Source organism: Burkholderia stagnalis, assembly GCF_902830275.1.
In the GTDB taxonomy this organism is placed as follows: Bacteria; Pseudomonadota; Gammaproteobacteria; order Burkholderiales; family Burkholderiaceae; genus Burkholderia; species Burkholderia stagnalis.
Genome location: NZ_CADESW010000001.1, coordinates 159,918 through 183,904, shown reverse-complemented (window position 1 = coordinate 183,904; position 23,987 = coordinate 159,918). Strand labels below are relative to the sequence as shown.

Here is a 23,987-nt window from a genome sequence, read left to right as displayed (position 1 = left end):
GTCCGCCGATGTCCATCACGCTGACGCTCCAGATGCGGCAGCATCTGGCACTCACGCCGAGGCTTCAGCAATCGCTGCGCCTGTTGCAGCTGTCGTCGCTCGAATTCCAGCAGGAACTGCGGCAGGCGCTCGATACCAATCCGTTTCTCGAGGATGGCCGTGCCGCCGACGAGGAAGCCGGTGTCGCGCCCCAGGCCGACGCCGAGGCCGATCGCGCGGAGCAGACGCGCGGCGACATGCCCGATGACATGCCCGACGACGCACCGCCGCCGGACGGCGAACCCACCTACACGGCCGAGCCGTCGGCGCGGGGCCCCGGCCGCCAGGACGACGACGGGCCGGGCACCGGCCCCGGCGAATGGACCGCGGCCGAGCCCTCGCTGCATGCGCAACTGCACGATGCGCTGCGGCTCCATCCGCTGAACCGGCGCGACCACGCGGCTGCGCATCTGCTGATCGACGCGCTCGACGACGACGGCTACCTGCGGCAGTCGCTGCCGGATCTCGTGCTCGCCGCCGACCCGGCGCTGCTGCTGAGCGAACGGGATCTCGCCGTCGCGCTGCGCCTCGTGCAGTCGCTCGACCGGCCCGGGATCGCCGCGCGTTCGCTGTCCGAGTGCCTGCTGCTGCAGCTCGACGCGATGCCGGCCGACACGCCGGCGCTCGACAGCGCGAAGGCGATCGCGCGCGAGCATCTCGAACGGCTCGCGCGGCGCGAGACGGCCGAGCTGCAGCGCCGGCTCGGCTGCGACGTGCACACGCTGCATGCCGCGTGCGCGCTCGTGCGCGGGCTCGACCCGCGCCCCGGCAATCACTACGGCAGTACACGCGGCGATTACGTCGTGCCGGACGTGATCGTGCGCCAGGTGCGCGACGAATGGGTCGTGACGACCAATCCGGCGGTGCTGCCGCGCGCCCGGCTGCACCAGCGCTATGCGGAACTGTTCGCGCGCTCGAGCGGCGAGCGCGATTCTCCGCTCGGCCGGCAGCTTCAGGAGGCGCGCTGGCTGATCCGCAACGCGCACAAGCGTTTCGATACGATCCAGCGCGTCGGCGCGTGCATCGTCGCGCGCCAGCGGGATTTCTTCCGCTACGGCGAGATCGCGCTGAAGCCGCTCGTGCTGCGCGACATCGCGGAGGAACTCGACCTGCACGAATCGACCGTGTCGCGCGCGACCGGCAACAAGTACATGGCGACGCCGTTCGGCACGTTCGAGTTCAAGCACTTCTTCCCGCGCCGGCTCGAGGCGGCCGGCCAGGGCTCCAGCTCGGCGGCCGCCGCGAAGGTGCTGATCCGCGACATGATCGCCGCGGAGCGGCCCGCCGATCCGCTGACGGACGTTGCGCTCACGCAGCGCCTCGCCGGCCGCGGCATCCTGCTCGCGCGCCGCACCGTGACCAAATACCGGCAGGCGATGAAGATTCCGCCCGCCGAGCTGCGGCGGCGCGCGCCGGCGTGACGGGAGCAGGGGGGCGCTTCCTTCATGCGTTTTCCGCGTTTTCGGGGCCGGTTCGCGTCATCGCGACCGGCGCAGGCCCCGTCGTTTAATCAGGCGAAACAGTCTGTTCACAATACGTGACATGATCTTCGTCGAATAGCCGGGCATAATGTCGGAAATATTGCCAAATGCCGTCGATTCGACGCATATCTGCTGCCCCATGTCAAATCCCGTTTCTTTCCGATCCTTGCGCTGGCTGCCGGTCGTGGCCGTCGCATGGCTGCTCGCGGCCTGCTCGACCACGTCCGACGTCGCGTCGACGTCGAAGCCGAACGTCTACACCGTGTCGACCCGCACGGTCGGCATGTCGACCACCTGGGCGACCGCTCACGAGAAAGCCGTCGACGAAGCGACGAACTACTGCTCGCAGCGCGGCATGCGCGCGAGCATGAAGCGCGAATCGCTGTCTGCGGGCCGCGGCGTGAGCGCCAGCTCCGAGCTCGCATTCGAGTGCCATCCGACCTTAGAGACCACTGCCGACTCGCGCGGCTGAGCATTGCCGCCGGCGGCGCCGTATCAGGCGCCGCCGCCGCGTTCCGTCCCGCGCAGCGTCATGCGCCGGCCGTCTGCCCCTCGTACAGCTTCACGCACGCGGAGAAATCCAGTCCGCCCAGCCCCTGCTGGCTCATCGACTGATAGAGCTGCTGCGCGAGCGCGCCCATCCACACCGGCTGGCGCGCCTGCCGCGCGGCTTCGGTCGCGAGCCCGAGATCCTTCAGCATCAGGTTCGCGGCAAAGCCGCCCGTGTAGCCCCGCGCGGCGGGGGCCGCGGGCAGCACGCCCGGATACGGGTTGCAGCTGTCCGAGCTCCAGCAGCGGCCGGTCGACGTGTTGATGATGCCGGCCAGCACCCCGGGCTCGATGCCGAGCACCGCGCCGAGCGCCATCGCTTCCGACACGCCCATCATCGAAATGCCGAGCAGCAGGTTGTTGCAGATCTTCGCGATCTGGCCCGTGCCGGTGCCGCCGCAGTGCACGACGTTCTTCCCCATGTCGAGCAGCACCGGGCGGATGCGCTCGAACAGCGCCGCATCCGCGCCGACCATGAAGGTCAGCGTGCCGGCCTGCGCGCCGGCGGTGCCGCCGGACACCGGCGCGTCGGCGAGCGGGTGGCCGCGCCGCGCGGCCGCATCGGCCACTGCGCGCACCGTGCCGGGATCGATCGTGCTGCAGTCGATCAGCGTCGCGCCGGCGCGTGCGCCCGCGAGCACGCCGTCGTCGTCGAGGTAGACGCCGCGCACGTGCTGCGCGGCCGGCAGCATCGTGATCACGACCGACGCGCGGGCCGCCGCGTCGCGCGGCGAGGCAGCGGCCGTCGCGCCCGCGCGCACGGCGGCCTCGACGGCGTGCGCGTCGAGGTCGAACACCGCCAGCGCGTGGCCGGCCTTGAGCAGGTTGGCGGCCATGGGGCCGCCCATGTTGCCGAGCCCGATGAATGCGATTTCCATGATCTGGTTCCTGGTGTCGACCGGAGTTGGCGCTTTAGCGGTTACTCCGGTCCTATGCATAGCCTTCAGCGCAACGCGATCGTCGTGTTGACGCCGCCCGCCGTCGCGTCGTCGTCGAACCAGCGCGCGGTCACGGTTTTCGTCTGCGTGTAGAACTGCACGACCTGCTTGCCGTACGGGCCGAGATCGCCGAGCTTCGAGCCGCGCGAGCCGGTGAAGCTGAAGTAGGGCACCGGCACCGGGATCGGAATGTTGATGCCGACCTGGCCGACGTCGATCTCGCTCTGGAACTTGCGCGCGGCCGCGCCGCTCTGCGTGAACAGGCCCACGCCGTTGCCCATCGGGTTGCGGTTGACGAGCGCGATCGCGTCGTCGAGCGTGTCGGCTTCGAGCACGACCACCACCGGCCCGAAGATTTCCTCGGTGTAGATCGACATGTCGGTCGAGACGCCGGAGAAGATCGTCGGGCCGACGAAGTTGCCGCGCTCGTAGCCGGGCACCTTCACGTCGCGGCCGTCGAGCACGAGCGTCGCGCCGGCCTTCACGCCTTCGTCGATCAGCCCCGCGATGCGCGCATGCGCGGCCTTCGACACGACCGGGCCGACGTCGGTGCCCGGCTCGTGGCCCGCGTTGACCTTCAATTGCTTCGCTTTCTCGACGAGGTCCGGCAGCCAGTCGCGCGCGGCGCCGACCAGCACGACGACCGACGTCGCCATGCAGCGCTGCCCGGCCGCGCCGAAGCCCGCGCCGACGAGCGCGTTGATCGTCTGCTCGCGATGCGCGTCGGGCAGCACCACCGCGTGGTTCTTCGCGCCCATCATCGACTGCACGCGCTTGCCGTGCTCGCTGCCGAGGTTGTAGACGTGCGTGCCGACGCGCGTCGAGCCGACGAACGAAATCGCCTTCACGTCCGGATGCGTGCACAGCCGGTCGACCACGACCTTGCCGCCGTGCACGACGTTCAGCACGCCCTTCGGCACGCCGGCCTCGATCGCGAGCTCGACGAGCTGCATCGTCGACAGCGGGTCCTGCTCGGACGGCTTCAGCACGAACGTGTTGCCGCACACGATCGCCATCGGGAACATCCACAGCGGGATCATGCCGGGGAAGTTGAACGGCGTGATGCCCGCGCACACGCCGATCGGCTGGCGCAGCGTGTAGGTATCGACGCCGCCCGCGACGTTCTCCGCGAACTCGCCGAGCTGCAGCGTGCCGATCGAGCACGCATGCTCGACCACCTCGAGGCCGCGGAAGATGTCGCCCTGCGCGTCGGGCAGCGTCTTGCCCTGTTCGGCCGTCAGCGTCTTCGCGATGCGTTCCAGGTTCTGGCGCACCAGGTCCTGGAACTTCAGCATGATGCGCATGCGCGCGCCGATCGGCGTCGTCTTCCAGGTCTGGAATGCACGCTGCGCGGACGCGATCGCGGCATCGACCTCGTCGACGCTCGCATACGGCACGCGGCCGATCACTTCCTGCGTCGCGGGGTTGACGATGTCGCCCCATTCGGCGCTTTGCGATTCGACGAACTGGCCGTCGATCAGCAGCCGGGCGGTGGGCAGGGCGAGGGTGGACTGGGGTACGGCAGCGTTCATGAACAATCTCCGAGACGAAACGTCGATCAAAGGCGAAAGCGGGGCCCGCGCTCGGCGCGAATGCGCGCCGGGCCGGGCGGGGAAAAACGGCAAGGGCGTCAGCCGCGCGGGTTGCGCATCAGCATCGTGCAGACCAGCGCGAACACGCCGAGCCCGACGAGGTAGGCGATCACGTAGTGCGGCTGGCCGCCGCCGGCCTTGAGCAGCGACGTCGCGATCATCGGCGCGAAGCCGCCGCCGAGCACGCCGGCGAGCTGCACCGACAGCGAGATGCCGCTGTAGCGGATTTCCGCGGGAAACTGCTTCGCGAACAGCAGCGATTCCGGCGCATACAGGATCGGGAACACGACGCCGAGGCCGAGCACGATCGCCCACCACGCGAGCGCCGTCTGCTGCGTGCCGAGCAGCATGAAGAACGGCGCGGCGAACGCGCACATCAGCACGAGGCCGAACGCGAACATGCGGCGCTGGCCGATGCGGTCGCTCAGGTGGCCGCACAGCGGCATCGTCACGAGCGACAGCACCGCGCCGGCCGTGATCGCATGCAGCATGTCGGCCTTCGGCAGCTTCAGCTGCTGGGTCGCATACGCGAGCGCGAAGGTGACGACCATGTAGAACCAGGTGTTCTCGGCGGCGCGCGCGCCGACGATCGTCAGCACCTCGCGCGGATGCCGGCGGATCGCCGCGATCACCGGCGATTTCTCGGCCTTGCCCTGGTGCTTCATCTTCTCGAAATCCGGCGATTCCGGCACCTTCGCGCGGATGAACCAGCCGAGGCCGACGAGCGCGATGCTCGCGAGGAACGGGATGCGCCAGCCCCACGACAGCATGTCGGCCTCGGGCAGCGCCGCCACCGCGGCCATCGCGACCGACGACAGGATCAGGCCGAGGCCGACGCCCGTCTGCGGCAGGCTGCCGAACAGCCCCTTGCGGCCGTCCGGCGCATGCTCGACCGCCATCAGCACCGCGCCGCCCCATTCGCCGCCGACCGCCATCCCCTGCAGGAAGCGCATCGCGATCAGCAGCGCGGCGGCCCAGTAGCCGATGCTGTCGTACGACGGGATCAGGCCGATGATCATGCTCGGCACGCCCATCAGCAGCAGCGTGATCATCAGCATCGACTTGCGGCCGAGGCGGTCGCCGAAGTGGCCGAACACGATGCCGCCCATCGGCCGGCCGATGAAGCCGACCGCGAACGTGCCGAACGCGGCGAGCGTGCCGACGACGGGGTCGAGCGACGGGAAGAAGATGCGGTTGAACACGAGTGCGGCGGCGGTGCCGTACAGGAAGAAGTCGTACCACTCGATCGTCGTGCCGGCCATGCTGGCCCAGCCGGCCAGCAGGTAGTCCTTCGCGGTGCGGGCGGGCGCCGGGGCCGCCATCGCCGCATGTTCGTCAAGGGTGGATCGGGTCTGCATGGTGTCTCCTGAGTGTGCCGCGGCTCGTAGTCCGCAGGTCGTGGTCGAGTATAGTTATGCGCAGATTCATGGAGTACCGATAAAGAAACCGGTTGGATATGCAAATTTGCATATCGACGGCCGGCCCGGAGACCTTCCCACCCTGCCTTCCCGACGATGCGACACCTTCCCGAGCCGGTCTCCGGCAACCTGAACTGGGACGACCTGCGGTTCTTCCTCGAAGTCGCGCGCACGCAGCGTGCGAGCGGCGCCGCGAAGCGGCTCGGCGTCGACTACACGACCGTCGCCCGGCGCATCCGCGCGCTGGAGGAGGCGATGGGCACGCTGCTGTTCGACAAGTCGCGCTCGGGCGGCTTCACGCTGACCGCGGAAGGGCAGCGGCTGGTCGCCTACGCGGACGCGATGGAGACGACGGTGCAGTCGGCGTGCGACCAGGTCGCGAATACGGGGCATGCGTTGTCCGGGCACGTGCGGATCGGGTCGACGGAAGGCTTCGGGTGTTTCTTCCTGGCGCCGCAGCTTGCGCAGTTCCGCGCCGCGCACCCGCATGTGACGGTGGACCTGCTGCCGGTGCCGCACTTCGTGAGCCTGCCCAAGCGCGAGGCCGACCTTGCGATCACGCTCGAGCGGCCCGAACGCGGGCCGTATGTGTGCACCAGGTTGTGCGATTACCAGTTGCGGCTGTATGCGACGCAGGCGTATCTGGCGAACCATGCGCCGATTGCGGGCGTCGGCGATCTTGCCGCGCACACGTTCATCAGCTACGTCGACGATCTGGCCTTCAGCAGCGAACTGCTGTACCTGGAGCGCGCGGTGCCCGGCGCGACGGCCGGGCTGCGGACGACGAGCGTGATCGCACAGTATTTCGCGGCACTGCAGGGCGGCGGGCTCGCGATCCTGCCGTGCTTCATCGCTGCGCAGCAGCCGGCGCTCGTGCCGGTGCTGCCCGACGAGGTCGCCGTCACGCGGTGCTTCTGGCTGACCTGCCGGGAGGACTTGCGCAAGCTGCGGCGGGTGACGGCGCTGTGGGATTACCTGCGGGCGGCGGCGGACGCGAATCGGGCGTTGCTGGCGGGGGAGTCGGGGGAAATGCGGTTCGTCGGGGCGGCGGGTTAGGCTGGGTTGGGCGTCACTGCCCGAGCCACGCCGGTGCTGCATTGGCGTGCTAGGATCGACGCGATCCGACTCTCACCCGGTCCGCAATGACGACCCTGTACGAATTGCTTGGTGTGCCGGAGGATGCCACCGACGCCGAAATCAAGCGCGGCTACCGGCGCGCCGCGATGAAGGCGCATCCCGACCGCAACGTCGGGTGCGACGCCGCGCATGTGCGGTTCCAGGAGATCAACGAGGCTTACGCGATTCTCTCGGACCCCGCGCAACGCCGCGTGTACGACACCGTCTATGCCGAGGAGATGCGCCGCCACGCGCACCTGCACGAAGAAGAGGCGCGCAGGCAGGCCGAGCGCGACGCGCAATACGCGGAGCGCGTGGCACTGGCGATGCGCTTCGCCGAGCAGGGGCACAACCGCGACGTCGTGTTCGGCGTGTTGCTCGGACGCGATTGCGAAGCGCCGATCGCCGAACAGATTGCGAACAGCGTGGCCGCGCTGCATGCGTCGCGTCGGCAGGACGTCTCACGGGGCGCGGCGCGCGACGAGCCGGCGAAACCGGCGGCATCGACCCAGGACGCACGCGAGCCGGAACCGGCGCCGGCGGACGCACCGAAGGATGACACCCGCCGCAGCGACGAACACGCGCACACGGACTTTTTCAGCGCGCTGTGGCACAGCGTGTTCGGGCTGCGCCAGTAGGCGTCGATGAGGTGTCCGGCCCCATCTGGCCATGCGCCGTGCCCGTCATGTCATACCTGCCGAATTCCGCCGTAAGGATGTAACCAAACGTTGACGGCCGCGCGCGCCGCGAAACGTGTGCTTACAAGTCGCGGCGCGGTTGCCCGTGATTCGAATCCGAACTGACGGCTCGAGCCCGGCATGCGTGCCGGGCGGAGCCGTTGATTGCATCGGCCGCCGGCCGGGCGCCGCACGGCGCGGCAAAAGCCGCTCGCCGCATCGAAAACTTCACAAATCGACGATGGGCTTACCGCGTTGCTCCTTCGCAGTGCGCAACGATCCTGCCGATTGGTTCGTCGCCGCGCGGCGCACATTCCCCGCCTCATCCCCGTCCCGTGCAACTCCCTATGCAATTCAGCATGCTGCGGACATCCGATTGGTGTTAAATGTACTGCGGCACGACGCCCGCACGGCGTCCGTCCGGCTGCGCCGAATCTCGGCGTAAACCCGGATCAAGAAAGCGGCGCGATTACACGATAACGAATCAGGCGCCCCAGGCGCGATCGAACACGGACGGGCTGTTTCACTTGGATACCTCACCGCAAAGCCCTCGCTACAGCCTTGGCCTCGCAGCCGAAGTGCTCGCATCCGAGCAGAGCGTGCTGCGCCTGATCACGCGCAACACGCCGCTGCCCGAACTGCTCGCGGAAGTGTGCCGGCGCGCCGAGGCGCTGCTCGGCGCGGGCGCGTCGTGCACGATCCTGCTGCTCGACGACGACGGCGTGCACATCCGCGTCGGCGCCGCGCCGTCGCTGCCGGCTCATTACAGCGCGGCGATCGACGGCGCGACGATCGGCCCCGTCGCCGGGTCGTGCGGCACCGCGATGTACGAGCGCCGCATGGTCGCGGTCGAGGACATCGCCACCGATCCGCTGTGGGAGGTCTACAAAGGCCTCGCGCTGCCGCTCGGCCTGCGCGCGTGCTGGTCGGTGCCGTTCCAGGACGAAGCGGGCGCGGTGCTCGGCGCGTTCGCGGTCTACCATCGCACGCCGCGCCGGCCGACCGACGAGGAAACGGCGCTGCTGCGCGACATCAGCAACAGCGTCGGGCTCGCGGTGCACCAGGATCGCATCGCGCGGCAGCTCGCGCGCAGCGAGGAGCATCACCGGCTCGTCGTCAACAGCCTGAACGAAGGCATCCTCGTCGTCGCGCGCGACGGCACCATCACCGCGAGCAACCCGAGCGCGAGCCGGATGCTGCGTGCGCAGGGCAGCCTCGTCGGCTGCCGGCTGTCGACCGTGATTTGGCGCGAGTTCCACGAGGACGGCACGCCGATCGCGCCGGACGACTGGCCGAGCCGGCGCGCGCTCGCGACCGGCGTGCCGTGGCTCGGCTATACGGTCGGCCTGGGCCTCGCCGACGGCGATGTGACGTGGGTGCGCGGCAATGCGGTGCCGATCGTCCGGCCGGGCGAGACGCAGGCCGATTCGGTGCTGGTGTCGTTCAACGACGTGGGCCCCGTGCGCGAGGCGCAGCAGCAACTGCGCTACCTCGCGACGCGCGATGCGCTGACGGGCCTCTACAACCGCCGCTGGCTCGCGGACCGGATGCGCGAGCTGTTCGACGCGCGCGACGCGTCTACCGGCGCCGCGCGCGTCGCGATCCTGTTCATCGATCTCGACGGCTTCAAGAAGGTCAACGACACGGCCGGCCACGACGCGGGCGACGCGCTGCTGCGCAGCGTGGCCGAGCGGCTCGCGGCCTGCGTCGGCGAACGGCACGCGCTGACGCGCGTCGGCGGCGACGAGTTCGTGATCCTGGTCGACGACTACGACGCACCGGACGATCTCGCGGCGCTCGCGCGGCGGGTGACCGATGCGATCGCGCGGCCGTTCGCGGTCGCGGACAACGAGTATTACCTCGGCGTGTCGATCGGCATCAGCCTCGCGCCGCGCGACGGCGACGATGCGGCGACGCTGATGCGCAACGCCGATTCCGCGATGTACGACGCGAAGCAGCGCGGGCGCAACTGCTTCACGTTCTTCACCGCGCAATTGAACCTGCGGCTGCAGCGCCGCTTCGCGATCGAGCAGTCGCTGCGCCGCGCGCTCGCATCCAACGCGCTGCGGCTCGCGTACCAGCCCGTCGTCGACGGCCGCGACGGGCGCACGGTCGGCGCCGAGGCGCTGCTGCGCTGGACGAGCCCCGAGCTCGGGCCGCTGTCGCCGGCGGAATTCATCCCGGTCGCGGAAGACACGGGGCTCATCGTCGCGATCGGCCAGTGGGTGCTCGAAACCGCGTGCCGGCAGGCGGCCGAATGGCGCCGCACGATCGCGCCCGACCTGATGATGGCCGTCAACCTGTCGCCGCGGCAGTTCCACGAGGGGCTCGTCGAATCGGTCGGCCGCTGCCTCGAGCAGGCGGGGCTCGACCCGTCCGCGCTGGAGCTCGAGATCACCGAAGGCCTGCTGATGTACGACACCGACACCGTGCTGCCGATGCTCAGGGCGCTCACGGCGATGAACGTGCGGATCTCGGTCGACGATTTCGGCACCGGCTATTCGTCGCTGTCCTACCTGAAGCGCTTTCCGCTGCACAACCTGAAGGTGGACCGCTCGTTCGTGTCGGGCGTGCCGGAGCACCGCGACGCGGTCGCGATCACGCAGGCCGTGGTCGCGATGGCGCATTCGCTCGGGATGACGGTCACGGCCGAAGGCGTCGAGACCGAGGCGCAGTCGTCGTTCCTGCGGCAGATCGGCTGCGACCAGCAGCAGGGCTACCTGTTCAGCCGTCCGCTGGAGCCGGCCGACTACGCGCGCCGGCTCGCCGCCGTGTCCTGACCCGCGCGGCGCACGCGCGGGCAGGGCGCAAGCCGCGCGTCAGGCCGGCTGGCTGCCTTCCTGTTGCGCGCGCGCGGCCGCGCCGATCACCACGCGGTTCTTGCCGTCGCGCTTCGCGCGGTACAGCGCGCGGTCCGCGGCCTCGATCAGCGACGTCATCGGCGTGTCGGCCGACGGCACGACGCCCGCGCCGCCGATGCTGATCGTCACGTAGCGGCCCGTCGACGAATGCGCGTGCTCCAGCTTCAGCGCCTCGATCGCGAGGCGCATCTTCTCGGCCAGCAGGCGCACGCCGCCCGGCGACGTGCCCGGCAGCACCACCGCGAATTCCTCGCCGCCGAAGCGCGCCGCGAGATCGCCGGGCCGGCCGAGACAGCGCTCGACGGTCGACGCGACCTGCTTGAGCACGTCGTCGCCCGACACGTGGCCGTACGTGTCGTTGTACAGCTTGAAGTTGTCGACGTCGATCATCAGCAGCGACAGCTCGGTGCGCTCGCGCGCGCCGCGCCGCCATTCGGCGCCCAGGTATTCGTCGAGATAGCGGCGGTTCGACAGCCCCGTGAGGCCGTCCGAGTGCGTGAGGCGCCGCAGCTCGAGGTTCGCTTCCAGCAGGTGCTGCTGCGACTGGCGCAGCGCGCGGTAGGCCTCGTCGCGCTGCAGCAGGTTCACGTACGAGCGCGAGTGGTAGCGGATCCGCGCGACCAGCTCGATGCGGTCCGGCAGCTTCACGAGGTAGTCGTTCGCGCCGGCGGCGAACGCGGCGCTCTTGATCATCGGTTCCTCTTTCGTCGACAGCACGATGATCGGCACGTCGCGGGTCGCCGGGTTCGCGCGGTACGCCTTCACGAGGCTCAGCCCGTCGATGCCGGGCATCACGAGATCCTGCAGGATCACGGTCGGCCGCGTCTCGATCGCCGCGGTCATCGCGTCGTCCGAGCGCGTGCAGTAATGGAAGTCGATGCGCTCTTCGTCGGCGAGCGCGCGCCGTATCGCCTCGGCGACGATCGTCTGGTCGTCGACGAGCAGCACCATCACCGGCACGTCGGTGGCCGGCGGGTTCTGCAGCGTCTTGCGCGCGGCCTCGAGCGCCGCGTCCGCGCCGTCCGCGGCGGGCATGTCGCCGTCGTCGCCGCAGCTTCGCGTGGTGTCACTAGTCATGTCGTCGATACCTGTTTCTGCCAGTACTGTCGTGTGGGGCGATGGGTTCAGATCCGGGCGAGCGCCGCCAGCTCGCCCGCGATGCGCTCGAGCGGCAGGATCGCGCGCGCGGCGCCGAGCGTCGCGGCCGCCTTCGGCATCCCGTAGACGGCGCTCGTCGCCTGGTCCTGCGCGATCGTATGGTAGCCCTTCATCCGCATCGCCTTCAGGCCGATCGCGCCGTCGCGGCCCATGCCGGTGAGCAGCACGCCGATCACGTCGCCGGGCCAGTGCTCGGTGACGCTGTTGAAGAATACGTCCACCGACGGCCGGTACGGCGTCTCGGCCGGATCGCGCGTATAGCCGAGCGTGCCGTCGCGCGCGAGGCGCAGGTGGTCGTTGGTCGCGGCGAGCAGCGCGACCGACGGCTGCGGCCGGTCGCCCTCGTGCGCGATGCGCACCGTGAGCGGCGTCTGGCCGTCGAGCCATTGCGCCATGCCTTCCGCGAATGCCTGGTCGACGTGCTGCACGATCACGATCGACGCGCCGAAATCGGCGGGCAGGCTGCCGAGGATCGTCGCGAGCGCGGTCGGGCCGCCGGCCGAGGCGCCGATCGCGACGAGCGGCCCGCCGTCGCCGCGCGCGGCCGCGCCCGCCGGCCGCGCGCCGGACGCGGGCCGCTCGAGCAGGCGGCCGATCTGGTCGATCTTCGCGAGCAGCAGCTGCGTGGTGTCGCCGTTCGCGCCCTGGCCGAGGCGCGGCGTGTCGACCGCGTCGAGCGCGCCGGCGCCCATCGCCTCGTACACGCGCCACGCGTTCGCGCCGATGCTGCTCGTCACGATCAGGATCGCGCACGGCCGGCCCGACGCCATGATCCGCCGCGTCGCCTCGACGCCGTCGAACTTCGGCATGATCAGGTCCATCAGCACGACGTCCGGCGGCTGCGCGGCGCAGAATTCGACGGCCTGCGCGCCGTCGGTCGCGACCCACAGCACACGGTGATCGGCGCGCCGCGCGATCGCGCGGCGCATCGCCTCGACGGCAAGCGGGAGGTCGTTGACGATGCCGATGTTCACGGGCGGGCTTCTCCTATCAGGTCTCGGACTGCATCGAGCAGGGTTTCGTCGTGGAAGCTGCTTTTCGCGAGATAGTAGTCCGCGCCGGCGTCGAGCCCGCGGCGGCGATCCTCCTCGCGATCCTTGTACGACACGATCATCACCGGCAGCGCCTTCAGTACCGCGTCGCGCTTGATCAGCGTGACGAGCTCGATGCCGTCCATGCGCGGCATGTCGATGTCGGTCACGACGAGGTCGAACTCGCCGCCGCGCAGCGCGTTCCAGCCGTCCATCCCGTCGACGGCGACCGTCACCGCATAGCCGCGTTTTTCCAGCAGCTTGCGCTCCAGCTCCCGCACCGTCAACGAATCGTCGACCACCAGCACGTGCCGGCTGCGCGCGGCGGCGGCGCGCTGCGTGCGCTGCACGCGGTCGAGCTGGCCGCCGCGCACGAGCTTGTCGACCGAGCGCAGCAGATCCTCGACGTCGATGATCAGCACCGGTTCGCCATTGTCCATCAGCGCGGCCGCCGCGATGTCCTTGACCTTGCCGAGCCGGCGGTCAAGCGGCTGGATCACGAGCATGCATTCGCCGAGGAAGCGGTCGACCGCGATGCCGTAGGTTTCCGACTCGTCGCCGATCACGACGGTCGCGACGCTGTCGCGCGCCTCGTCCGGCGTGCGCGTGCCGAGCAGCTGGTGCGCGGTGACGAGCCCGACGGCCCGGCCGTCGAAGCGGAAGTGCTGCTGGCCTTCCAGCATGTCGATGTCGGCGCGCGCGAGTTCGAGCGTGCGGCGCACGTGCGCGAGCGGAATCGCATACGCCTCGCCGCCGACCTCGACGAGCAGGCTGCGCACGATCGACAGCGTGAGCGGCAGCTGCAGCACGAAGCGCGCGCCGCGCCCGGGCTCGGTGAAGATCCGCACGGTGCCGCGCACGGCCTTCACCATGTCGTGCACCGCGTCGAGGCCGACGCCGCGGCCGGACACGTCGGTCACGCGCTCGCGCATCGAGAAGCCGGGCAGCAGCAGGAAGTCGAGCAGCTCGTGATCGGACAGCCGCGCGGCGGTGTCCGCGTCGGCCAGCCGCCGCCGCACCACGGCGGTGCGCAGCGCGTCGAGGTCGATGCCGGCGCCGTCGTCGCTGACGGAAATCTGCAGCTGGCCGGCGCTGTGGCGGGCTTCGAGCGTCACGCGCGCGTCGGCCGGTTTGCCGGCCGCGACGCGCTGCTCGGGCGCCTCGACGCCGTGGTCGAGCGCGTTGCGCAGCAGGTGGCCGAGCGGCGCGTCGAGCATGTCGAGGATGTCGCGGTCGACCTGGGTCGATTCGCCGACGATCGAGAACTGCACGCGCTTGCCGAGCGAGCGCGCGAGATCGCGCACGATGCGCGGATACGCGTGCGCGGCATCGCCGAACGGGCGCATCCGGCAGCGCAGCGCCTCGTCGTACAGCTGCTGCGCGAGATGGGTGCTGCGGCGGTCGAAGCGGTCGAGCTCGTCGATGCGCGCGCCGAGCTGCAACTGCAGGTTGCCGAGCCCCTGCCGCACGTCGTTGAGCGCCGCCAGCGCGGCCGGATCGACGCGCTCCGCGAGCGTTTCGACGAGCACGTCGAGCGCGCGGGAGACGTCGCGCTGCATCCGCTTGATGCGCAGGATCGAGCCGGTGAACGGCTTGAGCCAGTGCGATTCGACCAGCGATTCGCCGGACAGGCTCAGCAGCCGGTCGAGCTGCTCGGCGCGCACGCGCAGCATCCGCTGCGGATCGTGGCGCGCTTCGGGCGGCGACGCGGATGGCGCGGCAGGGGGCGTGTCGGCGTGGGCGTCGGCGTCGGCGCGGGCGTCGGCGTCGGCGTGGGCGGGCGGCAGGGCGGGCGCGCGCGGCGGTGCTGGTTCCGGTGCCAGTTCCGGCGCCACGGCGGACGCTTCCGGCACCGGATGCGTTGCGGCCGCCGCCGCCGGCTCCGGTTCCGGCGCCACGGCGGGCGCTTCCGGAACCGGATGCGCTGCGGCCGCCGCCGCCGGCTCCGGCGCGGACAGCCGCGCGAGCAGCGCGTCGATGTCCGCGCGCGCGACCGCCGTCGCGGGATCGGTCTCGCCGACGCGCAGCAGCAAATCGACGCCGCGCAGCAATTCGTCGATGTGCGCGGGCGTCAGCGTCAGCATGCCGCGCTGCGCGGCGACGAAGCATTCCTCCATCGCGTGCGCGACGTCGACGCCGTCCGGCAGGTCGATGATGCGCGCCGCGCCCTTCAGCGAATGCGCGGCGCGCATGCACGCCTCGAGCGCGGCCGCATCGGCGGGCGCATGTTCGAGCGTGAGCAGGCCGCTCGCGAGCGCCTGCGCCTGGGTCTGCGCTTCCTCGCGGAACAGGTCGAGCAGCGGCGTGCGCGCCAGGTCGTCGTCGACGCTCATCGCAGGCTCCGGGCAAGCGAATCGAACACGCGCTCGGGGTCGAGCATGCCGATCGTCGTGTCGCGCCACGCGAGCAGGCCGCGCGTGTGCATCGCGGCCGCGTGGGTCAGCGTCGTCGGCACCGGCATCAGCGCGGACGCGGCGAACCGCACCACGCCTTCCACCTCGTCGACGGGCAGCGCGGCGGATTCGCCGCGATGCTCGACCACCAGCATCCGCGCGTATGCGCTGCGCGGCGCATGGCGGCCGGCGGCGTCCCGCTCGAGGCCCAGCAGCGCGCCGAGCGACGCGGCGATCGTCAGCGCGCCGCGCACGTTGACGAGCCCGAGCACCACGCCGTTGCGCCGGTGCGGCAGCGCATGGATCGGCCGTGGCCCGTCGATCTGGCGCAGCGCGGCGGCCGGCAGGCCGAGCCATTCGTCGGCGATGCGGAAGGCGAGGGTGGAGTGCAGGGCGTCCGCGTCGTCTTCGGTGTTCGCGTGCGACGCGTCGCGTGGGGTGCACGCGGCATCGTCGAGATCGTCGTCGGCGAGCGGCCGGTCGAGCAGCGTCGCGGCGGCCTGTTCGAACACCGGGCAGTTCAGGCAGCGCGTGTGCGTCGCGAGCTGCGGGCACGAGCCGTCGCCGTGCGTGCCGATGCGGTTCCAGCAGTCGTCGACGTGCGGCGTCGGCGCGAGCGTGTCACGAGCGGCGTGAACCATCGGCTCCTCCTCGGTCCTGCGTCGGGTCCGCCGGCGGCGCGCTGCGCAGCGCGCTCGCGCGTTGCGCCCGCGACATCAGCTGCCGCGCGCCGGCGGCGTCGCCGGCCGCGTCGCGCAGCGCGGCGAGATGCGTGAGCGCTTCGTAATGGTTCGGCTGCAGGTACAGCGTCTTGCGATAGAAATCCTGCGCATCGGCATCGAGGCCGCGCGCATCGGCGATCAGCCCGAGCAGGTAGAACGCGTCCGCGTCCGGCCCGTGCGCGAGCGTGAACGCGTGCGCGATGCGCTCGGCCTCGTCGAGCCGGCCGGTGTCGGCGAGCAGGCGCGCGCGATCGAGCGTCGATGCCGGCGTGTCGGGCGGCGTGACGTGCGCATCGGGCTGGCCGGGTGCGGCGGGCATGGCACGGGGCGGCCACGCGCCAGGCGCGGCGGCCCGCGACGCGGGCGCGGCCGGCGCACGCGCGACGGCGGGGCGCCGGGTCGGCTCGGGCAGCGCCGGCGGCCGCATGGCCGGGCCGGCCGCCTGCGGCCGCGCGGGGGGCGGCGGCGCGCTGCCCGGCGTCGCGACGGCCGCCGCACCGGCCGCACCCGCCGGCGCGCGATGGAACGCAAACGCGAGCGGAATGCGCGCGGGCGCCAGCGCGTGGCGCATCATCAGCCCGGTCTCGGCCGGGCCGACGAAAATCGTGCCGCCGTCCGCGAGCTGCTGGTCGAGCAGCCGGATCGACTGGTCCTGCGCATCCCGGTTGAAATAGATCAGCACGTTGCGGCAGAAGATGAAGTCGTAGCGCGCGCCGGTATCGAGCGGCAGGTCGAACAGGCTCGCCCGCACGAACCGGACCGGCTCGCGCACGCGCGGGTCGAGCCGCCAGCCGCCGGCCGTCTCGCTGAAATGGCGGTCGCGGAATTCGAGCGGGTGGCCGCGAAACGAATTGCGGCCATAGACGCCTTCGCGGGCCCGTTCGATCGCGCGCGCGCTGATATCGATCGCGTCGATGCTGAAGCGCGCGGGGCCGATGCCGGCGTCGAGCAGCGCCATCGCGATCGAATAGGGCTCCTCGCCGGTCGAGCACGGCGCGCTCAGCACCCGCAGCACGCGCGCCGGCTCGCGCACGAGCCGTGCGTCGGCGAGCCGCGCGAGCGCGACGAACGCCTCGCGGTCGCGGAAGAACCAGGTTTCCGGCACCACCAGCGTTTCGATCAGCGCCTGCCGTTCGTCCGCCGACGTGTTCAGCAACTGCCAGTACGCGTCGATCGCGCCGTCGGCGCTGGCGGCATCCGGCGTCGACGGTTCGCCCAGCGCGACGCGCGCGCGTTCGGCGACGGCGCGCGCGAGCGCCTGGTGGCCGAGCGTGGCGGCGTCCATGCCGGTCTCGCGCATCAGCCATGCGTCGAAACGGGCGTCGTCGGCGTTCATCGCGGCCGTCATCCGGAGACCGCCTGCGGCAGCGGCTGCGCGGGCGGGAACAGCAGCGCGCGTGCATCGTCGTCGAGCATGCGCCGCACGTCGACCCACTGCACGAACCCCGACGCGTCGCCGGCAACCGGCCCGAGCCAGCGCGCGTGCGGCGTGGCGATCCCGCTGTCGGCGAACCGCGCGGGATCGATCCGGCACGTCTGCGTCGCGTGTTCGACGATCAGCCCGAGCATGCGTTCGGCGCTGTCGCCCGCATCGGGTTGCGCATCGTGCCGGCGATAGCGCACGACGACGAGCCGCGTCGAGCGCAGCCGCCGCGCGGCGCGCCCGAGCGCGAGCTGCGCGACGTCGATCACCGGCACCGGCTCGCCGCGCTGGTCGATCGCGCCGGCGATCCACGGCGGCGCGCCGGGAATCGCCTTCACCGGCGCGAGCGCGCGCACTTCGACGATCTGCGCCGCATCGAGCGCATAGCGCTCGCCGTCGAGTTCGAAAAGAAGGAAGAGCATCGCGTGGTCCGGCGTCAGCCTTCGATCTTGAAGCGCGACACGCCGGTGCGCAGCTGGTTCGCGACGAGCGTCAGGTCGTCGATCGCCTGCGACGACTGGCGCAGCGATTCGGCCGTCTGCTGCGCGGCTTCCGACAGCTGCGACAGCGCCTGCGTGATCTGTTCCGCGCCGGTCGCCTGCGTCTGCATCCCTTCGTTGACCATCTGGAAGCGCGGCGCGAGCGTCTGCACCTCGGTGATGATCTGCGACAGCTGGCCGCCCACCTGCTGGATGTCGCGCATCCCGCGGCGCACTTCCTCCGAGAACTTGTCCATGCCCATCACGCCGGCCGACACGGCCGACTGGATTTCCTTCACCGTCTGCTCGATGTCGTAGGTCGCCACGGCGGTCTGATCGGCGAGCCGGCGGATCTCGGTCGCGACCACCGCGAAGCCGCGGCCGTATTCGCCGGCCTTCTCGGCCTCGATTGCCGCGTTCAGCGACAGCAGGTTGGTCTGGTCGGCCACCTTGGTGATCGTCGCGACGACCTGGTTGATGTTGACCGCCTTCTCGTTGAGGATCGCGAGCTTCGCGTTCACCGAGCCGGCCGCCTCCATCACGCTGCGCATCATTTCCTCCATGTGCGTGAGCCCGCTCTGGCTCGCGCCGGCGAGCGCCGCCGACTGCTCGGCCACGCCCGCCACTTCGTTCATCGTGTGCAGCAGGTCGCGCGAGGTCGCGAGGATCTCGCGCGACGTCGCGCCGATCTCGGTGGTGGTGGCCGCGGTCTCGCTGGCGGTGGCCTGCTGCTCCTTCGACGTCGCGGCAATCTCGGCGACCGACGTCGTCACCTGCAGCGACGACTGCTGCGCCTGCGAGACGAGGCTGGCGAACTCCTCGGTCATCCGGTTGAAACCGTCCTGCAGCGTGCCGAATTCGTCGCGCCGGTTCAGCGCGAGGCGCTGCGTCAGGTTGCCGGTGCGCATCGCGTCGTGCACTTCGACGAGCCGCGCCATCGGCGCCGTGATCGCGCGATACAGCGCATAGCCGAGCCCGAGCGCGGCCAGCAGCACGACGCTCAGCGCCGTGGCGAGCGTCGCTTCCGCGCTGGTCACCGAGCCGCGGATCAGCCGCGCCGATTCGTCGGCCTGGTTGCGGTTCTCGACGACCAGCTTGTCGTTCGCGCGGATCAGCGCCTCCCATGCCGGGGCCAGGCGCGCGAAGGCGGCCCGCCCGGCCGTGCGGTCGTCGGGCGCGGCGCGGGCGGCGTCGTTCAGCAGCGGCAGGTACTGGTCGTATGCGGAACGGAAGGCGCGAAATTGCGCCTTGTCGTCGTCGCGGAACAGCGTGGTCTCGTACTGGCTCGCGGTCTGGTCGAGACGGCGCAGCGCGTCGGGCAGCCGGCCGAGATCCCGTTTCATGCCGTCGGCATCGTTGTCGACGAACAGCGCGCGCTCGACGATCGCGTAGGTCTCGTTGGACGTCGCGCGCAGCGCCATCGACAGATACTGGCCCGGCACGGAATCGCGCTGCAGGCTGTTGGCCTCGTCGTCGATCGCCGTCAAACGGATGTATGAAATGGCGGCCATGGCCAGCATCAGCACGAAGATCGCGCCGAAGCTGAGCACGATGCGCGTGCCGAGCATGTACCGGCCGCCGCGCAGCGGGGCGGGCAGGAGGGGGATGCCGGCGCGGGGCGTCGCAGTAGCCATGTCAGTCTCCCGGAGAGCGTGGGTCGTGGTTGGGTCCGGCGGAGCGGCATGCGGCATGAAACGGGGCGATCCCGGACCCCGCCGAACGGCCGGATGGCGCCGGTTCTGCCCGGTTGCCGACGCCCCGCATGCTGTCATGGGGCGCGTTCGCCGGCAATCGAATTTTCTGCGCATTGCGCCGCGCTTTTTTCATCCTATTAAAGATAGGTCAATGGGCCGCCGCCTGTCGAAAATCGCATGCCCGGCGACGCCGCCGGCCGGGCGGCCGCGACGGATCGGCAGCGCGCCGCGATCGCGCGCGGATTCGAACGGCGATCGCAAATCTTTTGAAACCGGATTGAAAAGCGGGCGTGTGCGCGACGACGGGCGGATATCGATTTTCCGGTCGGGCGCACCGTGAAAAACGCTGGGTCGAAGCGCAGATTTACGCGGCGGTCGACGTGGTGTTCCGCGCGGCCGGAATGGCGCGGGGAAGCGCGATGGGGAAGCGGGACGGGAGGGGCGGCGCGTCAGCCTGCGCCGACGCGCGCCGCGGTCACGGGTGAAGCAGGTTCAGGCAAACGCATCCAGGCACGGGCGCGGCTCAGTGGCTGCGCGCATACCCCTGGATCAGCGCCCGCATCATGCCTTCGACCGTCGCTTCGCGCAGGTCCTGTTCCTGCTCGACGTCCTCGACGAGCGCGGCATAGGCGGTGGCGAGCGTCACGCGGTCGACTTCGTGTCGCTGTTCCATCAGCGTGACCATGCCGTCCTTCGCCAGGTGAGCGGAGAACGCGCGGCTGCCGATGGTCTCGAATACGTCAATCATGGCGGCTCTCCCGTGTGTTGCGGATGCCTTTCAGTGTAGTTGCTGCGCGGGGGCGCCGCCATGCGGGCGGGCGCCGGCAAGCCCGCCCGCGCCGATTCGTCCGACGAAACGGCGGCCGTCATCGTGCGCGTCAAGGCGCGACCGGGATGCCGGACGGGCTTCTGCGGTACGCTGATGCCGCCGATGGCCGCGAACCTCTGCGTCGTGCCGGCCGCGCGCCTGCTCCTTTCAGCCGGCGCGCGGCCGATGCCCGTGTTCGCGCTCCGTTACCGACGACTTGAAGAGAGGCTCATGACCGCCCGACTCACACCCGACATCGCGTCGAAATTCGCGTCGCTCGCGCTCGCGCACCTGACGCGCGAATACCCGAACCGGCTCACGCATTCGCTTGCCGGCCCGCAGGACATCCAGGGGCCGCGCGCGCTGCACCCGATCTTCTACGGCAGCTACGACTGGCATTCGTGCGTGCACGGCTACTGGCTCGTGCTGCATCTGCTCGAACGCTTCCCGTCGTTGCCGGAGGCGGCGCGCATCGTCGCGGTGGTCGACGCGCACGTCACCGACGCGAATGTCGCCGGCGAGCGCGCGTATCTCGCGCTGCCGCACAACAGCGGCTTCGAGCGGCCGTACGGCTGGGCCTGGCTGCTCGCGCTCGCGGCGCAGCTCGAGCGGCTTGCGCTGAACGGCACGCTGCCGCAGGCCGCGCGCTGGGCGAAGACGTTCGCGCCGCTCACCGACCTGTTCGTCGCGCGCTTCGAGACCTTCCTGCCGAAGGCGACCTATCCGCTGCGCGTCGGCGCGCATTTCAACACCGCGTTCGCGCTCGCGCTGGCCCTCGATTTCGCGCGGGAAACGCGGCGCGACGGGCTGGCCGCGCTGATCGCCGATACCGCGCGGCGCTGGCATCTGAATGACGCCGCGTGCCAGGCGTGGGAGCCGTCGGGCGATGAATTCCTGTCGCCCGCGCTGATGGAGGCCGAGCTGATGCGGCGCGTGCTGCCGGCCGCCGAATTCGACGGCTGGTTCGCGCGTTTCCTGCCCGATCTCGCGCGAGGCGAGCCCGCGACGCTGTTCGAGCCGGCGACGGTGAGCGACCGCAGCGACGGCAAGATCGCGCATCTGGACGGGCTGAACCTGAGCCGTGCGTGGTGCCAGCGCTCGCTTGCCGGCGCGCTGCCGGAAGGCGATGCACGCCGCGCGAAACTGCTCGATGCGGCCGGCCGGCATCTGGACAGCGCGCTTGCGCATGTGGCGGGCGACTATATGGGCGAGCACTGGCTCGCGACGTTCGCGACGCTGGCGCTGGAGGCTTGATGCGCGAAACCCGTTGCCGGCAAGGTCATGCGCGCTGGCGGCGGGATGCACCGCCCACCCGGCGAGTTCGATCAAACCGGGCGGCGCGTGGAGGTCGATGAAGGTCTCGCCGGCATCACTGATTTGCCTTTGCGCCGCGCGCAACACCGCTTTCCATCCGCGGCGCCGCGCAACGCGGGGCCGACTCGATACACTTCCCCTCCGGTTTGACCCGGCCCGATGATGTGGCCCCGAGCATGGAGACAGGGAGAGAATGAGAACGAATGGCGCAGCCGTCGTCACGTACCGTGGCAACGCGATCGAGAATACGCACGTCGCCCACGCCGCGGTGGTGGATGCGCGGGGCAGGCTGCTGTACCGGCTGGGCGACCCGCGGCGCATGACGCTCGCGCGATCGGCGGCCAAGCCCGCGCAGGCGCTGGCCGTGCTCGAGACGGGCGGCCCCGACCGGTTCGGCTTCGACGAGGCGGACGTGGCGCTGATGTGCGCGTCGCACAGCAGCGAGGAGCGGCACATCGAGCGCACGCGCGCGATGCTCGCCAAGGTGCGCGTGCAGGAATCGGACCTCCGCTGCGGCGGGCACGCGCCGTTGTCCGACGCGGTGCTGCGGTCGTGGATCAAGCGCGATTTCAATCCGACCGGCGTATGCAGCAACTGCTCGGGCAAGCACGTCGGGATGCTGGCGGGCGCACAGGCGATCGGCGCCGCGATCGCCGACTACCATCTGCCGGCCCATCCGATGCAGGTGCAGGTGATGCGGGTCGTTGCCGAGGCGTGCGGCCTGCGCGACGACGAAGTCGAGTGGGGGATCGACGGCTGCAACCTGCCGACGCCGGCTTTCCCGCTCGATCGCCTGGCGCGCATCTATGCCGGGCTTGCCGATGGCGCGGATGCGGTGCAAGCCGGTGGCGACAGTGAGCACACCGACCGGGTTCGCGCGCTCGCGCGGCTCCATCACGCGATGACGCGCCATCCGGAGCTCGTCGCCGGCGACGGCCGCTATTGCACCGTGCTGATGCGGGCGTTCGGCGGGCAGGTGGTCGGCAAGGTCGGCGCGGATGCGTGCTACGGGATCGGCGTGCGCGCGTCCGAACAGACCCGGCGCCTCGGCGCCGTCGGCGCGCTGGGCATTTCGGTCAAGGTCGAGGACGGCAATACCGACGTGCTGTACATGCTCGTCAGCGAAATCCTCGAACGGCTGCGGATCGGCACGGTGGAGCAGCGCGGGCAACTGGCGGCGTTCCATCGGCCGCGGATGCTGAACACGCAGGGCGTCGAGGTCGGCCGCGCGACGTTCCCGTTCGAACTGCTGCCGGCCTGACCGGCCGCGCGCACAACCCGCCGCGCGGCGGACCGACGGCGCTCAGCGTCGGCCGCCGCGAATCTTCCGCAGTTCCGCTTCGGACAGCTCGCCGATATGGGCGAGGTGCTCCGCCAGGAAATCCCGCAGCACCCGCAGTTTCGCCGAGCTGCGCCGGTTCGCCAGATACGCCATGTAGATGAACTCGCCGGTCAGCTTGTTCTGCAGCCGATAGCGCGGCAGCACGACCTCGAGCTGGCCGCTCGCCAGCTTGTCCCGCACCAGCCAGATTTCGAACTCGGCGATGCCGAGCCCGGCGGTGGTCGCCTCGAGCAGCAGTTCCGAGTGGTCCGTGACCAGGTTGCCGGCCGGCAGCAGGCTGTGCCGCGCGTCGCCGTCGGTCAGTTCCCAGCGCGGGTCGCCTTCCGGGTGGACGTAGCGCAGGCAATTGTGATGCGCGAGCGCGCGCGGCTCGGCCGGGCGGCCGTGGCGATCGAGATACGCGGGCGCCGCGCACAGGATGCTGTCGTTGCGCGACAGCTTCTGCACGACCAGGTTGTCGAGGTAGTTCTCGCCTTCGTGGATGTCGAGATCGAAGCCGCCGGCGACGAGGTCGTTGTGGTTGTCGGTCAGCCGGACATCGAGCTGGATCGTCGGGTAGCGCGCGAGAAACGGCGCGATCAGCGGCGCGAGATGGCGCCGGCCGAACGCCACCGGCGCGGTGAGCTTGAGCGGCCCGCTCGGCCGCGCGTTCAGCTCGGCGACGACGCGCAGCGTGTCGTCGAGATCCGCGATCAGCGTGACGGCCCGTTCGAGATAGATGGCGCCCGCTTCGGTCAGCGTCACGCTGTGCGTGGAGCGGTGCAGCAGCGGCACGCCGAGCGCATCCTCGATCGCCGACACCTTGCGCGCGACGGTGGACGTCGACACGTGCATTTCCTTCGCGACGGCAGAAAAACTCCCCGTTTCGACGACCCGCACGAACGCGCGCATCGCGCCCAGGTGATCGACGCCTACTTCTCTCGGCCGCTTGCTCATCCGTTCCTCGCTGTTG

At 70.6% G+C, this 23,987-nt stretch carries 20 protein-coding genes and 1 pseudogene; 9 read left to right on the top strand and 12 right to left on the bottom strand.

Features of this window, described 5'->3' with window-relative positions:
* The first annotated feature begins 8 nt into the window (after positions 1–8).
* Both rpoN and HWY45_RS00765 read left to right on the top strand, forming a co-directional pair.
* The gene (gene rpoN / locus HWY45_RS00770) at positions 9–1,460 is read left to right on the top strand and encodes an RNA polymerase factor sigma-54 (RefSeq protein ID WP_059884226.1); all 1,452 of its coding nucleotides are present in this window, start codon (positions 9–11) and stop codon (positions 1,458–1,460) included.
* A 199-nt stretch (positions 1,461–1,659) separates the two neighbouring features.
* Positions 1,660–1,992 carry a hypothetical protein gene (locus HWY45_RS00765; RefSeq protein WP_059884225.1) on the top strand — a complete coding sequence of 111 codons (333 nt, stop codon included), beginning with the start codon at positions 1,660–1,662 and terminating at the stop codon, positions 1,990–1,992.
* Positions 1,993–2,050: 58 nt separating this feature from the next.
* Here HWY45_RS00765 and mmsB read toward each other — a convergent pair whose 3' ends face one another.
* The 3 genes from mmsB to HWY45_RS00750 form a co-directional block, all read right to left on the bottom strand.
* The gene (gene mmsB / locus HWY45_RS00760) at positions 2,051–2,947 is read right to left on the bottom strand and encodes a 3-hydroxyisobutyrate dehydrogenase (protein ID WP_059884224.1); all 897 of its coding nucleotides are present in this window, start codon (positions 2,945–2,947) and stop codon (positions 2,051–2,053) included.
* A gap of 65 nt (positions 2,948–3,012) precedes the next feature.
* Positions 3,013–4,539 carry a CoA-acylating methylmalonate-semialdehyde dehydrogenase gene (locus HWY45_RS00755; RefSeq protein WP_059884223.1) on the bottom strand — a complete coding sequence of 509 codons (1,527 nt, stop codon included), beginning with the start codon at positions 4,537–4,539 and terminating at the stop codon, positions 3,013–3,015.
* Positions 4,540–4,637: 98 nt separating this feature from the next.
* Positions 4,638–5,957: an MFS transporter gene (locus HWY45_RS00750; RefSeq protein ID WP_059808324.1), complete on the bottom strand. Its 1,320-nt coding sequence runs from the start codon at positions 5,955–5,957 to the stop codon at positions 4,638–4,640.
* 156 nt (positions 5,958–6,113) lie between these two features.
* Here HWY45_RS00750 and HWY45_RS00745 point away from each other — a divergent pair, with 156 nt between their 5' ends.
* The 3 genes from HWY45_RS00745 to HWY45_RS00735 all read left to right on the top strand — a co-directional run bounded on the left by HWY45_RS00745 (position 6,114) and on the right by HWY45_RS00735 (position 10,590).
* Positions 6,114–7,073 carry a LysR family transcriptional regulator gene (locus tag HWY45_RS00745; RefSeq protein ID WP_059563599.1) on the top strand — a complete coding sequence of 320 codons (960 nt, stop codon included), beginning with the start codon at positions 6,114–6,116 and terminating at the stop codon, positions 7,071–7,073.
* Positions 7,074–7,159: 86 nt separating this feature from the next.
* Positions 7,160–7,771: a J domain-containing protein gene (locus HWY45_RS00740; RefSeq protein ID WP_059884222.1), complete on the top strand. Its 612-nt coding sequence runs from the start codon at positions 7,160–7,162 to the stop codon at positions 7,769–7,771.
* A 566-nt stretch (positions 7,772–8,337) separates the two neighbouring features.
* Positions 8,338–10,590 carry a putative bifunctional diguanylate cyclase/phosphodiesterase gene (locus HWY45_RS00735; RefSeq protein WP_059884221.1) on the top strand — a complete coding sequence of 751 codons (2,253 nt, stop codon included), beginning with the start codon at positions 8,338–8,340 and terminating at the stop codon, positions 10,588–10,590.
* Between the two features lie 39 nt (positions 10,591–10,629).
* On the opposite strand, the gene HWY45_RS00730 is transcribed toward HWY45_RS00735, so the two are convergent.
* From HWY45_RS00730 to HWY45_RS00700, 7 genes are read right to left on the bottom strand one after another with little or no spacing between them, the layout of a single operon-like run.
* Positions 10,630–11,748: a diguanylate cyclase gene (locus tag HWY45_RS00730; protein WP_059884220.1), complete on the bottom strand. Its 1,119-nt coding sequence runs from the start codon at positions 11,746–11,748 to the stop codon at positions 10,630–10,632.
* A gap of 47 nt (positions 11,749–11,795) precedes the next feature.
* A complete protein-coding gene (gene cheB / locus HWY45_RS00725; protein WP_059884219.1) occupies positions 11,796–12,803 on the bottom strand; it encodes a chemotaxis response regulator protein-glutamate methylesterase in 1,008 nt (335 codons plus the stop codon).
* On the bottom strand, positions 12,800–15,193 hold the full coding sequence (locus tag HWY45_RS00720) for a hybrid sensor histidine kinase/response regulator (protein WP_059884218.1): 2,394 nt from the start codon (positions 15,191–15,193) through the stop codon (positions 12,800–12,802). Before HWY45_RS00720 ends, cheB begins: the two co-directional genes overlap by 4 nt.
* On the bottom strand, positions 15,190–15,894 hold the full coding sequence (locus tag HWY45_RS00715; protein WP_059884217.1) for a chemotaxis protein CheW: 705 nt from the start codon (positions 15,892–15,894) through the stop codon (positions 15,190–15,192). The genes HWY45_RS00720 and HWY45_RS00715 overlap by 4 nt, the downstream gene beginning before the upstream one ends.
* Positions 15,875–17,311, bottom strand: a complete 1,437-nt coding sequence (locus HWY45_RS00710) for a CheR family methyltransferase (RefSeq protein WP_059884484.1) — start codon at positions 17,309–17,311, stop codon at positions 15,875–15,877. Before HWY45_RS00710 ends, HWY45_RS00715 begins: the two co-directional genes overlap by 20 nt.
* A gap of 8 nt (positions 17,312–17,319) precedes the next feature.
* Positions 17,320–17,820: a chemotaxis protein CheW gene (locus tag HWY45_RS00705; protein WP_059884216.1), complete on the bottom strand. Its 501-nt coding sequence runs from the start codon at positions 17,818–17,820 to the stop codon at positions 17,320–17,322.
* Between the two features lie 14 nt (positions 17,821–17,834).
* Positions 17,835–19,511: a methyl-accepting chemotaxis protein gene (locus HWY45_RS00700; protein ID WP_059884215.1), complete on the bottom strand. Its 1,677-nt coding sequence runs from the start codon at positions 19,509–19,511 to the stop codon at positions 17,835–17,837.
* A gap of 55 nt (positions 19,512–19,566) precedes the next feature.
* Between HWY45_RS00700 and HWY45_RS00695 the strand changes: the two genes are divergently transcribed.
* Positions 19,567–19,911, top strand: a complete 345-nt coding sequence (locus HWY45_RS00695) for a hypothetical protein (RefSeq protein ID WP_150998764.1) — start codon at positions 19,567–19,569, stop codon at positions 19,909–19,911.
* Between the two features lie 183 nt (positions 19,912–20,094).
* Here HWY45_RS00695 and HWY45_RS00690 read toward each other — a convergent pair whose 3' ends face one another.
* The gene (locus tag HWY45_RS00690) at positions 20,095–20,319 is read right to left on the bottom strand and encodes a hypothetical protein (protein ID WP_017329817.1); all 225 of its coding nucleotides are present in this window, start codon (positions 20,317–20,319) and stop codon (positions 20,095–20,097) included.
* Between the two features lie 60 nt (positions 20,320–20,379).
* Between HWY45_RS00690 and HWY45_RS37380 the strand changes: the two are divergent.
* The 3 genes and pseudogenes from HWY45_RS37380 to HWY45_RS00680 all read left to right on the top strand — a co-directional run.
* Positions 20,380–20,505: pseudogene (locus HWY45_RS37380) on the top strand (hypothetical protein); the annotation flags it as partial.
* Between the two features lie 105 nt (positions 20,506–20,610).
* Positions 20,611–21,633: a DUF2891 domain-containing protein gene (locus HWY45_RS00685; protein WP_059884483.1), complete on the top strand. Its 1,023-nt coding sequence runs from the start codon at positions 20,611–20,613 to the stop codon at positions 21,631–21,633.
* 253 nt (positions 21,634–21,886) lie between these two features.
* Entirely contained in the window at positions 21,887–22,954 is a 1,068-nt protein-coding gene (locus HWY45_RS00680) for an asparaginase (protein ID WP_059884214.1), read from the top strand.
* 42 nt (positions 22,955–22,996) lie between these two features.
* Here the strand turns inward: HWY45_RS00680 and HWY45_RS00675 are convergent, their stop codons facing one another.
* Positions 22,997–23,971, bottom strand: a complete 975-nt coding sequence (locus tag HWY45_RS00675; protein ID WP_059884213.1) for a LysR family transcriptional regulator — start codon at positions 23,969–23,971, stop codon at positions 22,997–22,999.
* Positions 23,972–23,987: the final 16 nt, after the last annotated feature.

What these genes read in the sequence shown, in the direction of transcription:
- rpoN (WP_059884226.1), top strand. Translation starts at nt 9, where the DNA reads ATGTCCATCACGCTGACGCTCCAGATGCGGCAGCATCTGGCACTCACG.
- HWY45_RS00765 (WP_059884225.1), top strand. Translation starts at nt 1,660, where the DNA reads ATGTCAAATCCCGTTTCTTTCCGATCCTTGCGCTGGCTGCCGGTCGTG.
- mmsB (WP_059884224.1), bottom strand. Translation starts at nt 2,947, where the DNA reads ATGGAAATCGCATTCATCGGGCTCGGCAACATGGGCGGCCCCATGGCC.
- HWY45_RS00755 (WP_059884223.1), bottom strand. Translation starts at nt 4,539, where the DNA reads ATGAACGCTGCCGTACCCCAGTCCACCCTCGCCCTGCCCACCGCCCGG.
- HWY45_RS00750 (WP_059808324.1), bottom strand. Translation starts at nt 5,957, where the DNA reads ATGCAGACCCGATCCACCCTTGACGAACATGCGGCGATGGCGGCCCCG.
- HWY45_RS00745 (WP_059563599.1), top strand. Translation starts at nt 6,114, where the DNA reads ATGCGACACCTTCCCGAGCCGGTCTCCGGCAACCTGAACTGGGACGAC.
- HWY45_RS00740 (WP_059884222.1), top strand. Translation starts at nt 7,160, where the DNA reads ATGACGACCCTGTACGAATTGCTTGGTGTGCCGGAGGATGCCACCGAC.
- HWY45_RS00730 (WP_059884220.1), bottom strand. Translation starts at nt 11,748, where the DNA reads ATGACTAGTGACACCACGCGAAGCTGCGGCGACGACGGCGACATGCCC.
- HWY45_RS00720 (WP_059884218.1), bottom strand. Translation starts at nt 15,193, where the DNA reads ATGAGCGTCGACGACGACCTGGCGCGCACGCCGCTGCTCGACCTGTTC.
- HWY45_RS00715 (WP_059884217.1), bottom strand. Translation starts at nt 15,894, where the DNA reads ATGGTTCACGCCGCTCGTGACACGCTCGCGCCGACGCCGCACGTCGAC.
- HWY45_RS00710 (WP_059884484.1), bottom strand. Translation starts at nt 17,311, where the DNA reads ATGAACGCCGACGACGCCCGTTTCGACGCATGGCTGATGCGCGAGACC.
- HWY45_RS00705 (WP_059884216.1), bottom strand. Translation starts at nt 17,820, where the DNA reads ATGCTCTTCCTTCTTTTCGAACTCGACGGCGAGCGCTATGCGCTCGAT.
- HWY45_RS00700 (WP_059884215.1), bottom strand. Translation starts at nt 19,511, where the DNA reads ATGGCTACTGCGACGCCCCGCGCCGGCATCCCCCTCCTGCCCGCCCCG.
- HWY45_RS00695 (WP_150998764.1), top strand. Translation starts at nt 19,567, where the DNA reads ATGAAACGGGGCGATCCCGGACCCCGCCGAACGGCCGGATGGCGCCGG.
- HWY45_RS00690 (WP_017329817.1), bottom strand. Translation starts at nt 20,319, where the DNA reads ATGATTGACGTATTCGAGACCATCGGCAGCCGCGCGTTCTCCGCTCAC.
- HWY45_RS00685 (WP_059884483.1), top strand. Translation starts at nt 20,611, where the DNA reads ATGACCGCCCGACTCACACCCGACATCGCGTCGAAATTCGCGTCGCTC.
- HWY45_RS00680 (WP_059884214.1), top strand. Translation starts at nt 21,887, where the DNA reads ATGAGAACGAATGGCGCAGCCGTCGTCACGTACCGTGGCAACGCGATC.
- HWY45_RS00675 (WP_059884213.1), bottom strand. Translation starts at nt 23,971, where the DNA reads ATGAGCAAGCGGCCGAGAGAAGTAGGCGTCGATCACCTGGGCGCGATG.